The sequence below is a fragment of the Demequina pelophila genome, assembly GCF_000971175.1.
In the GTDB taxonomy this organism is placed as follows: Bacteria; Actinomycetota; Actinomycetes; order Actinomycetales; family Demequinaceae; genus Demequina; species Demequina pelophila.
Map to the genome: position 1 here is coordinate 954,412 of NZ_BBLY01000001.1, position 12,634 is coordinate 967,045.

A 12,634-nucleotide genomic window follows, 5' to 3' on the forward strand; every position below is an offset into this window, starting at 1 on the left:
GCTGCAACCCATCCGGGACCTGTCCACGATCGGGTTCGGCGATCCCCGCAACCCCCGACAACCGAGAATTGCGGGGATCGTGTCTCCTCAGAAGCCACGGATCAGTTCGGCTGCACGCTTCAGCGGATCACCGAACGGTGAGCGACTGGCGAACCCGATACGGACCGTCCGGGCTCACGAGCCAAGAGCCGGATGCAGGCGCCATGGCTGATGCGAGCGGGGCGGAGGGGACTGAGAGCGCCGGGTGGGGGCCAAGGCGTCACGGGTCATGCGGGCGAGCGCGCGCATCTCAAGAACGATGCGGCGCCCCGCGCGGTGGGACGCGAGGCCCATGGCAACCCGCGGAGCGCAGTTCACACGACCATGCCGCGCATCGAGGGAGAATCTCCGCGGGCTACTCGACCTGGGTGATGTTGACCGAGACGTCGAGGGACTCCGTGCTGCCGGCCACCACGCCGGTGAGCGGCGGGATGTCCCGGTACTCCCGGGCGCGGGCCACGATCACGTGGTGGTCGCCCACCTCGCGGTCGTTAGTGGGGTCGAAGCCGTACCAGTCCCCCGTCCACCACTCGACCCACGCGTGCGACTCGCCGGTCACAGTCTCGCCGATCGCGGCGGTGCGCTTGGGGTGCAGATAGCCCGAGACATAGCGGGCGGGGATGCCGATGGTGCGCAGCGCGCCGATCGCGAGGTGCGCGAAGTCCTGGCACACGCCCGAGCGGGCGGCCCACGCCTCCGACGCCGGCGTGTGCACGGTGGTGGAGCCGGGCACGTACTTGATCTCGTCGTAGAGGAACTGGCAGATCTCCCGCGCGGCCGCGTCGGGGTCGAGTCGGCCGGCGGCCTCGCGGGCGAAGTCGGCGACCTCCTCCGTCGGATCGGTGACGCGGGACAGCCCCAGGTACTCGCTGAGGAGGTCCTGGAAGCGCGGCCCGGAGAGGGTGTCCCAGGAGGTGCGCTCGGCGCGGGCGGGCTGGCCGATCACCTCGACGAGGCTCGACGACGCCACGGTGAGGGACTCGTGCGCCTGGAGCACCTCGAAGAAGACCACGGAGGCCTCCCAGTAGTCGCGGTACGTCGAGCGCCACGTGACGGGGCTGATGTCGATGGTCGACTCGAGCACGCGCTGGCGCGGGAGCCAGGCCGGCGTGAGGCGGGCCTCGTTGTAGCTCGAGACGATGGGCGCCTTGTAGTCGAAGTGCGTCCGGTGTTCGATGCGCAGCTGGGTCACAGTGCCTCCTGACTCCACAGCACGGTGGACGCCGGCAGGAAGTAGCGGTCGCGGATGAGGTCCGATGCGGTGGCGCACGCGCTCTGCACGTCGCGCATCTGCGCGGGCAGCTCGGCGAGCACGTCGCGCACGTCGCGGTACTCGAGGTTGGTGCGCGCACGGCCGAGCGCGAGGCGCGCGCGGTCGCTGAGCGCCCGCGAGCGCGAGGCGCCCTCGATGAGGCCGAGCGTGTCCTCGGCCTTCTGGAGGCTGTACGCGATCGAGCGCGGGAACAGCTTGTCGATGAGCAGGAACTCGGCCGCGCGCTCCTCCGTCACCAGCGAGCGCACCGTGCGCAGGTACGCCTCGTGCGCCGAGCACGAGCGCAGCAGCGTGGTCCAGTTGGGGCCGGTGGTGCCCTCGAGGTGGCGCGTCATGAGCAGGCGCGCGATCATGTCCGCCCGCTCGAGCGAGCGGCCCAGCTCCATGAAGTGCCAGGCGTCGTCGCGCGACGTGGTCGCCGAGTGCAGGCCCCACACGACGGCGGCCCGCTCGCGCACCCACACGAAGTACTCGTGCGGCCGTGCCGCCGACGCCCACCGTGGCAGCTGGTTGCGGGTGGTGTTGAGGGATTCCCACACCTCCGTAGAGATCACCTCGCGGGCGCGGCGGGCGTTCTCGCGGGCGGCGCCCAGGGTCCACGCGATGGACGACGACTGGTTGCGGTCGAGCGCGAGCGTCGCCAGCACGTCGCGGCGCGACACCGGCATCTCGTACTTGCAGTTCATCACCGTGAGCAGCGAGGCGTTGGCGCTCGGCTCGTCGACCCACGGGTCCTCGAGGAGGACGTTGAGGTGCACGTCCAGCAGGCGGGCGGTGTTGTCCGCGCGCTCGACGTAGCGGCCGATCCAGAAGAGGGACTCGGCGATGCGGCTCAGCATGAGCCACCCCCCTGCTGTTGCTGCTGCTGTTGCTGCTGGTCGTGGGTCGCGTCGTCGGGGTGGGCGCCCTGCGGCACCGCTCCCAGACCCGCGAGCTCGATGCGGGACTCCGGGGGCGGGGTCGAGGCGCCGCGCTGGCGCACGCCGCCCAGCACCCAGGTGTCCTTCGAGCCGCCGCCCTGGGAGGAGTTGACGATGAGCTGGCCGCGCGCGAGCGCGACGCGGGTGAGGCCGCCGGGCAGCACCCACACGTCGTCGCCGTCGTTGATGGCGAAGGGGCGCAGGTCCACGTGGCGCGGCTCGAGGCCGTCCTCCGTGAGCGTGGGCACCGTGCTGAGCTGCACGACCGGCTGGGCGATCCACCCGCGCGGGTCGCGCAGGATCTGGGCGCGGACCTTCGCGAGCTCCTCCGCGGAGGTCTTGGGGCCGATGGTGACGCCCTTGCCGCCGGCGCCGTCCACGGGCTTGACGACGAGCTCGTCGAGGCGGTCCATGACCTCCTCGCGGGCCTCCTTCTCCTCAAGGCGCCAGGTGTCGACGTTGGGGAGGATCGGCTCCTCGCCCAGGTAGTAGCGCGTGAGGTCCGGCATGTACGTGTAGATGAGCTTGTCATCCGCGACGCCGTTGCCCACCGCGTTGGCGATGGTGACGTTGCCCTGACGGGCGGCGTGGATGAGGCCCGGGGCGCCCAGCGCGGAGTCCGGCCGGAACGCGACGGGGTCGAGGAAGTCGTCGTCGACGCGGCGGTAGATGACGTCGACGCGCTGGCGACCCGCGGTGGTGCGCATGTAGACACGGCCGTTGTGGGTCTCGAGGTCGCGGCCCTCGACCAGCTCGACGCCCATGGTGCGGGCCAGCAGCGAGTGCTCGTAGTACGCGGAGTTGAACACGCCGGGCGTGAGCACCACGATCGTGGGGTCGTCGACGTCCTCCGGCGCGGACTTCGCGAGCGCGGAGCGCAGGCGCTGCGAGTACTCGAGCACGGGCCGCACGCCCATGGCGCCGAACATGTCGGGGAACATCTGCGACATCGCGCGGCGGTTCGACAGCACGTAGCTCACGCCCGACGGCACGCGCACGTTGTCCTCGAGCACGCGCCAGATGCCGTGCTGGTCGCGCACCAGGTCGATGCCGGAGACGTGGATGCGCACGCCGTTCGCCGGGTCGATGCCGGCGGCGGCGCGGTAGAAGTACTGCGAGGTCGCGATGAGGCGGCGCGGCACCAGCCCGTCGTTGACGCAGTGCTGCGAACCGTAGACGTCCGTGAGGAACGCCTCGAGGGTCTTGACGCGCTGCGCGACGCCGGGCGAGATGATGTCCCACTCGTCGGCGCCCACCACGCGCGGGACGATGTCGAGCGGGAACGGCCGCTCCTCGCCCGCGTGGTCGAAGGTGACGCCCTGAGCGAGGTAGGTCGAGGCGAGCGCCTCCGCGCGCGAGAACAGATCGTCGCCCGACATGCGGTCGATCTCCGCGTACACGCGGGAGTAGGGCTCGCGCACGCTCCCGTGGAGGTCCATCGCCTCGTCCCAGGCCTGCGACGGCTGATAGCCCGTCCATGGTGTGTGCTGCGACGCGGTCATGGGCACAGACTACTCACGGCCGCCGACACTTCCGCACCCCGCTCGCGCGACGCCCGGGCCCGCCGCGCCGACCGGTGCGCGGGTCCCGCCCGGGACCCGTCCATCGTCCCTTCCGAGGCGGCCGGGGCGCTGCTACGTTCGGCCTCATGGCGTACCCCCGCAACCTGCTGGCTCCCGACGAGAAGGTCGTCGTCGACGCGCACACGCATTGGAAGGCCCTGGTGCTTCCCGTGATCGTCGCGGTGTTGGCGATCGCGGCGGGCGTGACCGCGTTCGTGTGGACCGACGGCGCGGCGATCGGCACGGCGGCGCGCACCACCATCCTCATCGTCGTCGCGGTCGTGCTCGTCGCCGCCGTGGCGTGGTGGGCGGTCGCGCCGTACATCCGCTGGGCGACCACCCACTTCGTGGTGACCGACCGGCGCGTGATCTACCGCACGGGCGTGTTCACCAAGTCGGGGATCGACATCCCGCTGGTGCGCATCAACTCGGTGCAGTTCCGGCACGGGTTCGTCGACCGGATGTTCAAGGCGGGCACGCTGATCATCGAGTCCGCGTCGGACGACCCTCTCGAGTTCGAGGACATCCCGCACGTGGAGAAGGTCCACGCGCGGCTCTATCACGAGGTCGACGACTCGCTCTCGCGCGACGAGGACGAGCCCCTCGCGCCCACCCCCGGCCTGCAGCGACGCGGCGAGGGGCGTCCCGCGCGGCGCGGGAACCAGGGAGCGGCGCCGGCGCCCGGGGCGACCGATGCATCGTCCCCGGCCAGTGCATCGTCCCCCGAGGCCGAGGCGAGTCCCTCCCCCGAGACCCCGCGCGAGGGCGACCGCCCGGCCTGAGGCCTCGATCCGCGAGGGCTCTCACCCCACCTGGGCGTCGTGGAAGCGCTCGAGGACGATCTCGACGAGCTTGGGGTGCGGCGCCAGCGGCGCCGTGACGTAGTCGGCGCCCGACTCGGTCAGGCGGGTCTGGAAGACTCCCGGCGCGAGCAGGAACGATGCGATGGCCACCTCGCCCTCCTCGCCGAACCGGCGGGCCTCGGCCACGGCGTCCTTCACGGTCGGCTCGATGCCCGCGGCATAGCCGATGCGCACGGGGCCTCCCCAGCGGGCGCGCAGCATCTCCGCGGCGGCCTCGGTATCCGCTCGGGAGCGCGGGTCCGACGATCCGGCGGGCGCGAGGATGAGCGTCGCGGTCGGGGGAACCCGCGCCTGGTCGACCCGCTCCAGCACGATGTCGATGAGGCGCTGGTCCGGCCCGAGCGCGGGCGCCGCCGGGATGTCGACCCGGCCATGCACCGCCTTCGCGATGTCGTGATAGACGTGATAGCCGCCGGAGAGCAGCAGGGGCACCACCACCGCGCTCACCCCGTGCGTGTCCTCCGGCACCGCCTCGACCACGTCGCCGAGTTCGGGTCCGTGCACGTCGACGTAGGCCTCGCGCACCTCGCGCTCGGGCAGGGCCGCACGGACCTCCGCGATCAGCCTGCGCACCGTGTCCTGCCCGTCCGTGTCCCGGGTGCCGTGCGCGCAGCCGATGAGAATCGCGCTCATACGGACCCCTCCCCCGCCTCGCCGTGCACCGTCGCACCGCGCGGGTCCCCATGCCCCAGCATCCGGCCACCTCCCGGCCCGGCCCCTCGCGCGTGCGTCGCGGCGACCCAGGGGCCAGCGGTTGCGGTCGGGCGACGTTGCCGCCGACGCTAGCGGCGAGACGTTTCACCCCTGTTTCCGTTGCGAGAAGACTGGTGTTCGGGTGTTTCGTCCGGGTGACCGGGCGGGCGTTGGCGGGGCGCGGGCCTGGCGCCGTCTCGGCGCCGGGCCGGGGGTCGCGGGGCGCCGTCTCGGCGCCGGGCCGGGTGCGGGTGGGGCACGGGCGGGGCGCGGGCTGGGCGCAGGCATAGTATGGCCTCGACGCCGGACCTCAGCGTCTTCCTCGGGTCGCCTCGGCGCCGGCCCGCAGTGATGTCCCCAATCCTCGGCACCCCATACCCCTCCACATAGCAGGCACAATGCGATTGTTCGACTATCGTCCCGGTGGTCGACTGGTCGCATGGAGATCCTCTTGGAAGACGCGGCGCGGGGCCTGCTGGCGCTCGAGCCGTTCGCCAAGCGGGATCTCGCCACTCTTCGCGACGATGAACTCGCGACGGTGCTCGACCTCGCCACGCGCTTCGCCAAGCTCGCAGACGTCCCTGCGCTCAAGGTCGCTGCCGAGGTGTCGCGCCGGTCGCCGCGACGGCGCGGCGGCGGGATGGCCCGCAAGCACGGCCACCGCAGCGCGAACAGCATGGTCGCCAAGTCGCGCGGCGGCAACAACGGCGACGCCAACAACGCGATCCGGACGGGCAGCCTCTTCGATCAGGCAGGCGGGGATGGCTCCAACAGTGACTGGAGCCCGGGGGACGACGCCGGCGACGATGCGAGCAACGAGGGCGGCGGGAATGACACCGGCGGCGCCCCGGGCTCTGGCGCGGGCGGAGCCGGGCCCCGCTATCCCCACGTCCGCGAGGCCGTCGAGGCGGGCGACCTCTCCGCCGCACAGGCGTCGCAGATCATCGCCGCTCTCGACGAGCTCGACGGCGCCGACGAGGAGTTGGAGAGGCAGCTGGTCAGCAAGGCCCGGACACTCTCGCTCGACGACCTCCGCCGCGTCTGCGTCGAGGTGGTGGCTCGCTGGAATCAGGAGCTGTGGAAGGAGCGGGAGACGCGCATGCGCGATGAGCGCTATCTCAGCCTGTCCGAGCGCGCCGACGGCATGGTGTCGCTCTCGGGGCGCCTCGACCCCGAGTCCGCGGCTGCGGTGAAGACCTGGCTCGACGCGCAGGTGAAGACCGGCTTCCAGACACGACGAGAGCTTGGCCTGGGACCGGCCGAGGCGGGCGAGGCCGGCCGCATGAGGGTCGATGCGCTCGTCGCGCTCGCTCGGCATGGCATGCGCTGCGACCGCCCGGGCTCTGGCACGTCGACCGAGGTGGTGATCCGGCTGTCGGAGTCGTCTCTGCGCACGGGACTCGGACTCGGGACGTGCGATGCCCTGTCGACGCCATTCTCGGCCGGGACGCTGCGCCGCATGGCGGTCGACGCGAAGGTGATTCCCCTCGTGCTGGGCGGCGGCTCCCAACCACTCGACCTGGGCTACGCCCAGCGTCTGTTCAGCCAGGCGCAGAGGCACGCGCTGGCGGAGCGGGACGGTGGTTGCGCCTTCTGCCACGTGCCCGTCTCGTGGTGCGATGCGCACCATATCGACTGGTGGAAGCGCGACCACGGCCCGACGAACCTGTCGAACGGGGTCCTGCTCTGCGTGCGATGCCATCACCGCATCCACGACGACGGCTGGGAGGTCGAGGCCACCCCCACCGAGGTGTGGTTCGTCCCGCCCGCGGCGGTGGACCCCGCACGGAGGCGCCGCCAGGGAGGAAAGGCCGCGCTCCACGTGCCACTCAGATGATGCCGCTCCGACGGCGCCACCCGATCCCGGGCGGGCGCCGCATCGGCACGTCCGGATTCGGCCGGCGTCACTCCATCGCGGGAGTCGCCGCCACCGCTGAGGCCAGCAGCTCCGGCGCCGCCACCGCGCCGATCACGATCACCGCGGGAGGTCTCACACCCGCCGCACCCGCCGCGGCCACGATGTCCGCCAGCGTCGCTCGCGTCACTCGCTCGTCGACGGTGGTCCCGGACTCGACGATGGCCACGGGCGTCGACGGCGCGACCCCACCCGCGAGCGCGGCGGCCACGATGTCCGGCAGCGCGGAGACGCCCATGAGCACCACCACGGTGGTGCCGTGGGCCATCGCGGTGACCGCCGTCGCATCGGCCCCCGCGTGCCCGGACGTCACCAGGACCGAGGTCGACACACCCCGCTGCGTCACCGGGATGTTCGCGCGGGCCGGGACGGCGAGCGCGGAGGTGATGCCAGGCACCACCTCGACCGGCACCCCTGCCTCGAGGCACGCATGAACCTCCTCGCCCCCGCGTCCCAAAAGGAACGGGTCCCCGCCCTTGAGCCGCACCACGGTCCGGCCTTCGCGCGCGTGGGCGACGAGCAGCGCGTTGATCTCCGCCTGCGGGACCGGGTGGCGGGTGGGCGACTTGCCCACGTTGACCACCTCGACGTCGTACGGGACGGTGACGAGCAGCCCGGTGGCGCCCAGGCGGTCGGTGACCACCACGTCGGCCTCCGCGAGCGCCTGCCTCCCGCGCACCGTGATGAGGCCGGGATCGCCAGGCCCGGAGCCCACGAGGATGACACGCCCCTCCCCCGCACGCCGCCTGCGCAGGTCCACCGCGCCCGCATCGATGTGCGCGGCCACCGCGTCGCGCACCGCGCGGATGCGCGCGGGATCGGGACGATCCTGGGAGATCACCCCCACGGTGAGATCACCGTGACTGCTGGTCGCGGCCTGGCGGGCCGTGCCCCGTCGCGCGTCCGAGGCATCGATGCAGAACACGCGCCGCTCCTCGGCCCAGCGCGCGACCTCGTCGTTGAGGGCGGGGTCGTTCGTGGCGGCCACCACGAACCACGCGCCGTCGAGGTCCGCGGCCGTGATCCCGCGCGGCGTCCACGTGAGGTCGCCGTGCGCGGCGTGCCGCCGCACGTCGTCCGATGCCTCGGGCGCCACGGCCTCGATGGCCGCACCCTCGGTGAGCAGCCGGCGAATCCGGCGCGACGCGACCACGCCCGCGCCGGCGACCACGACGCGGCGCCCCCGAAGGTCAAGCCCGAGCAGCGAGGTCATGGGGCGCTCCGGCGCGTCACGGCGCCTCGGCCTCCGCCGCGGCCCAGGCCGCCACCGCGTCCACGATCGCCTCGATGTCCCCGGAGGAGTGCGCCGCCGAGACGAACCACGCCTCGTAGGCGCTGGGGGGCAGCGCCACCCCGGCCGCGCGCAGCGCGTGGAACAGCCGCGCGAAGGCCGCCGTGTCCTGGCGCGAGGCCTCCTCGAAGGTGACCGGCGCATCGTCCACTCCCAGGAAGACCGAGAACAGGGTCCCGGCCCGCCCCACGGCGTGGCGCACCCCCGCGGCCGTGAGCGCCTCCGACACCCCCATCCGCAGCGCGTCCGAGGCCGCCGCGACCCGTGCGTGCACCGCATCGTCCAGCAGGCGCATGGTCGCCAGCCCGGCCGCCACCGCGACCGGGTTCCCCGACAGCGTTCCGGCCTGGTAGACGGGGCCCAGGGGGGCGAGCCGCTCCATGAGCTCGGTGCGGCCGCCCACGGCCGCGACCGGCATGCCGCCGCCGATGACCTTGCCGAAGGCGACCAGGTCGGGCACCCACGGGTCGAGCCCCGCAGCGACGTCGTGGGCGCGTTCGACGCCCCACCACCCGGCCGGCCCGGCACGGAAGCCGGTGAGCACCTCGTCGAGGATCATCACCGCCCCCTCGTGGCGGCACAGCGTCGAGATGAGGCGGTTGAACCCCGCCGGCGGAGCGACGACGCCCATGTTGCACGGCGCGGCCTCGGTGATGACGGCGGCGATCCGCGCCCCGTGCTCCGCGAACGCGTCGGTGAGCGCCGCGTCGTCCCCGTACGGCAGCACCAGGGTGTCGCGGGCCGCGCCGGGCGTCACACCCGCCGAGTCCGGCACCCCCGCCGTCGCGAGCCCCGACCCCGCCGCGACCAGCAGCGCGTCCGAGTGGCCGTGGTAGCAGCCGGCGAACTTCACGATGAGGTCCCGTCCCGTGGCCGCGCGCGCGAGGCGGATCGCGGTCATGGTCGCCTCGGTGCCCGTCGAGACCAGGCGGACGCGCTCGGCGGGCGCGTAGCGGGCGCGGATCTCCTCGGCCAGCTCGACCTCGGCCTCCGTGGTCGCGCCGAAGGACAGCCCGCGCGCGGCCGCCTCCTGCACCGCGGCCACCACCTCGGGGTGCGCGTGGCCCAGGATCGCGGGCCCCCACGAGCCCACGAGGTCGATGAGGGAGGCGCCGGAGGCGTCGACGATGCGGCTGCCCCGGGCCGATGCGAGGGGCACCGGGTCTCCGCCCACCCCGTTCCAGGCGCGGACCGGGGAGTTCACTCCCCCGGGCAGGACGGCGCGGGCACGGTCGGCGAAGTTCACCGGGACTCCTCCAGCCAGGCGGCGAGCTCGAGCGCCGCATAGGTGACGACGATGTCCGCACCGGCCCGGCGCATCGAGGTGAGCGCCTCGAGGTGCGCCGCGCGGCGGTCGATCCAACCGTGGGCGGCGGCCGCCTCGATCTGGGCGTACTCGCCGGACACGTGGTAGGCCGCGACGGGGACGCGCGACTGCGCGGCGACCTCGGCCAGGACGTCCAGGTAGGGCAGCGCGGGCTTCACCATGATCAGGTCGGCGCCCTCGAGCTCGTCGAGCTCGGCCTCCCGCAGGCCCTCGCGGCCGTTCGCGGGATCCATCTGATATGTGCGCCGGTCCCCCACGAGCTGCGAGTCGACGGCCTCCCGGAACGGCCCGTAGAAGGCGCTCGCGTACTTGGCGGCGTAGGCCAGCAGCGAGATGTCGGTGAGTCCGGCGGCGTCGAGCGCCCCGCGCACCGCGGCCACCTGGCCGTCCATCATGCCGCTCAGCCCGAGCACGTGCGCGCCCGCGCGCGACTGCGCGCGAGCCATGGCCGCGTAGACCTCGAGCGTCGCGTCGTTGTCCACGGCGCCGTCCGCGTCGAGCACGCCGCAGTGGCCGTGCGAGGTGAACTCGTCCAGGCACAGATCCGCCATGACGACCAGCCGGTCGCCGGCGGCCCGGGAGGCCGCTGCGATCGCCCGGTTGAGGACCCCGCCGGGCGCGCACGCGGCGGAGCCCTCCGCGTCCCGGACGGACGGGATGGCGAAGAGCATGATGCCGCCGATCCCGGCCTCCACGGCCGCCTCCACCAGCGCGGGCACCGCGCTCAGCGGGTGCTGCGAGACGCCGGGCAGCGAGCCGATGGGCCGCGCCTCGCTCAGGTCCTCGTGGATGAACACGGGCAGCACCAGGTCGGCGGGGTGCGGACGCACCTCTCGCACCAGCCGCCGCATCGCGGGCGTGGTCCGCAGCCGACGGGGACGGACGGTCATGGGGACTCCTCTCCGAGGGCCTCGTCCAGCGCGGCCCGGATCCCACCGTAGTGGGGCGCCGCGGCCACGGCGTCCACGCGCAGCCCTGCGGCGCGGGCACCCGCCTCGGTGGTCCGGCCCATGGCGACGATGCGCGTGCCCTCGCCCACGGAGGGGCACGTCGCCGCGAACCGCGCGGCCACCGAGCCGGCCGTGAGCAGCACCGCGTCGAAGGCGCCCGCCGCCACCGCGGCGACCGTCGCGCGGTCGGGGCCGGGGCCGTCGACCGTGCGGTAGGCCTCCACGGCATCGACGCTCCAGCCCTTGCGCGCGAGCCCGCGCGCGAGCACCGGCGAGGCGAGGCCGCCCAGCGGGGCGAGCACGCGCCCCGTGCCGGCGGGGAACGCCGCGACGAGGGCGCGCGCGTCCGCGCGGCCGCCCGGCGTGAGCGCCACCGTCAGCCCGAGCTCCTCGCACACGCGGCGCGTCGCCTCCCCGACGGCCGCCACCCGGGCGGCGGGCCGAGGATCCGGCCCGGCTACGGGTCGCGGCTCGGGCCGGGCTCCGGGTCGCGGCTCGGGCCCAACTCCGGGCCGAGGATCGGGCCCGGCGACGGGCTGATCAGCGGACCCGGCTACGGGCCGGGGGTCGGCGAGCGAACGCCCGTGCGCGCGGGCCGCCCGGTCCAGGGCGAGCACCGCGTTGCGGCTGGTCACCGCGAGCCAGTCGTACTCCCCCGCCGTCCAGGCGAGGGCGGCGTCGTCGAGCGGGGCCGGGTCCGACGGCCCGGCGATCGCGATGAACTCGACGGCCACCACCTCGGCGCCCTCGGCCGCGAGCTCGTCGGCGAAGAAGCGTCTCCCGGCCGTCACCGGCACGAGCAGGCGGCGACCGGCGAGCGTCACGCCCGGCCCATGAGCCTCGCGGCCCCGCGGCCCAGCAGCGAGTGCGCGCTCGCGCGCCCGATCGCCTCCGCCTCGGACACGTGACCATGGTTGCGCTCGTTGAGCGCGAGCCGCCCGTCGGGCCCGATGACCCGCGTGTGGAGAGACAGCGTCTCGCCCGCGACCGTCGCGTACGCGGCCACGGGCGCGGCACAGCCGGCCTCCAGGGTCGCGAGCGCCGCGCGCTCCGCGGTCACCGCCGCCCGCGTGGGCGCGTCGTCCAGCGCAGCGAGCAACGCGCGCAGGTCGGCCGGAGCATCGTCCCTGATCTCGATCGCGAGCGCGCCCTGCGCGGGCGCGGGCACCATGACGTCGACGTCGAGGGGCTGGGTCGCATCGGCGCCGCGGCCCAGGCGGTTGAGCCCGGCCGCCGCGAGCACCACGCCGTCGAGCCCGTCGCCCACGCGCCCCAGCCGCGTGTCGACGTTGCCGCGCAGCGGCTGCACGTCGAGGTCGGGGCGGCGCGCGAGCAGCTGGGCGGCGCGGCGCGGGGATCCGGTGCCGATGCGCGCCCCGCGGGGGAGCTCGTCGAGCAGGGCCCCAGCGGTGCAGAGGGCGTCGCGCGGGTCCTCGCGGCGCGGGATCGCGACCACCTCGAGGCCCGGGAACGATGCGGTGGGCACGTCCTTGAGGGAGTGCACCAGGAAGTCGCACTCGCCGGCGAGCAGGGCCTCGCGCAGGGCGGTGACGAACACGCCGGTCTGGCTCAGGCCCACGAGCGAGCCGCGGTCCACGTCGCCCTTGGTGGTGACCTTGACGAGCTCGACGTCGACCCGGGTGCCGCGCGCCAGGCCCGCCCGCACGACCGCGTCCGCGAGCTGGCCCGACTGCGCCGTCGCGAGCGCCGACCCGCGGGTCCCCAGGCGCACACTCATGGTCGCGATCCTTCCACAGGGCCCGGGGCCGTCCGCACGCCGCGGGAGCACCTCCCGCACGCC

Annotated in this window: 11 protein-coding genes; 2 read left to right on the forward strand and 9 right to left on the reverse strand. The window is 74.0% G+C overall.

Annotation, left to right across the window (positions count from 1 at the left end; translation table 11 throughout):
* Nucleotides 1-394: 394 nt before the first annotated feature.
* From AOM03_RS04425 to AOM03_RS04435, 3 genes are read right to left on the reverse strand one after another with little or no spacing between them, the layout of a single operon-like run.
* Nucleotides 395-1,231 carry a transglutaminase family protein gene (locus tag AOM03_RS04425; RefSeq protein ID WP_062378558.1) on the reverse strand — a complete coding sequence of 279 codons (837 nt, stop codon included), beginning with the start codon at nucleotides 1,229-1,231 and terminating at the stop codon, nucleotides 395-397.
* Nucleotides 1,228-2,151: an alpha-E domain-containing protein gene (locus AOM03_RS04430; RefSeq protein ID WP_062378559.1), complete on the reverse strand. Its 924-nt coding sequence runs from the start codon at nucleotides 2,149-2,151 to the stop codon at nucleotides 1,228-1,230. Before AOM03_RS04430 ends, AOM03_RS04425 begins: the two co-directional genes overlap by 4 nt.
* The gene (locus AOM03_RS04435; protein ID WP_227589906.1) at nucleotides 2,145-3,671 is read right to left on the reverse strand and encodes a circularly permuted type 2 ATP-grasp protein; all 1,527 of its coding nucleotides are present in this window, start codon (nucleotides 3,669-3,671) and stop codon (nucleotides 2,145-2,147) included. Before AOM03_RS04435 ends, AOM03_RS04430 begins: the two co-directional genes overlap by 7 nt.
* A 209-nt stretch (nucleotides 3,672-3,880) precedes the next feature.
* Here AOM03_RS04435 and AOM03_RS04440 point away from each other — a divergent pair, with 209 nt between their 5' ends.
* The gene (locus AOM03_RS04440) at nucleotides 3,881-4,576 is read left to right on the forward strand and encodes a PH domain-containing protein (RefSeq protein ID WP_082092099.1); all 696 of its coding nucleotides are present in this window, start codon (nucleotides 3,881-3,883) and stop codon (nucleotides 4,574-4,576) included.
* Nucleotides 4,577-4,597: 21 nt separating this feature from the next.
* On the opposite strand, the gene AOM03_RS04445 is transcribed toward AOM03_RS04440, so the two are convergent.
* Nucleotides 4,598-5,290 (reverse strand): sirohydrochlorin chelatase, encoded by a 693-nt coding sequence (locus AOM03_RS04445; RefSeq protein ID WP_082092100.1) that lies wholly within the window; start codon nucleotides 5,288-5,290, stop codon nucleotides 4,598-4,600.
* Between the two features lie 499 nt (nucleotides 5,291-5,789).
* Between AOM03_RS04445 and AOM03_RS04450 the strand changes: the two genes are divergently transcribed.
* The gene (locus AOM03_RS04450; RefSeq protein ID WP_062378561.1) at nucleotides 5,790-7,187 is read left to right on the forward strand and encodes an HNH endonuclease signature motif containing protein; all 1,398 of its coding nucleotides are present in this window, start codon (nucleotides 5,790-5,792) and stop codon (nucleotides 7,185-7,187) included.
* 67 nt (nucleotides 7,188-7,254) lie between these two features.
* On the opposite strand, the gene cobA is transcribed toward AOM03_RS04450, so the two are convergent.
* Genes cobA through hemC form a run of 5 tightly spaced genes read right to left on the reverse strand, consistent with a single transcriptional unit; the run spans nucleotide 7,255 to nucleotide 12,571 of the window.
* Nucleotides 7,255-8,478 (reverse strand): uroporphyrinogen-III C-methyltransferase, encoded by a 1,224-nt coding sequence (gene cobA / locus AOM03_RS04455; RefSeq protein ID WP_062378562.1) that lies wholly within the window; start codon nucleotides 8,476-8,478, stop codon nucleotides 7,255-7,257.
* A gap of 16 nt (nucleotides 8,479-8,494) precedes the next feature.
* Nucleotides 8,495-9,802, reverse strand: a complete 1,308-nt coding sequence (locus AOM03_RS04460; RefSeq protein ID WP_062378563.1) for a glutamate-1-semialdehyde 2,1-aminomutase — start codon at nucleotides 9,800-9,802, stop codon at nucleotides 8,495-8,497.
* A complete protein-coding gene (hemB, locus tag AOM03_RS04465; protein ID WP_062378564.1) occupies nucleotides 9,799-10,773 on the reverse strand; it encodes a porphobilinogen synthase in 975 nt (324 codons plus the stop codon). Before hemB ends, AOM03_RS04460 begins: the two co-directional genes overlap by 4 nt.
* Complete coding sequence (locus AOM03_RS04470) at nucleotides 10,770-11,657, reverse strand: uroporphyrinogen-III synthase (RefSeq protein WP_062378565.1); 888 nt, start codon at nucleotides 11,655-11,657, stop codon at nucleotides 10,770-10,772. Before AOM03_RS04470 ends, hemB begins: the two co-directional genes overlap by 4 nt.
* On the reverse strand, nucleotides 11,654-12,571 hold the full coding sequence (gene hemC, locus AOM03_RS04475) for a hydroxymethylbilane synthase (RefSeq protein WP_062378566.1): 918 nt from the start codon (nucleotides 12,569-12,571) through the stop codon (nucleotides 11,654-11,656). The genes AOM03_RS04470 and hemC overlap by 4 nt, the downstream gene beginning before the upstream one ends.
* Nucleotides 12,572-12,634 lie beyond the last annotated feature (63 nt).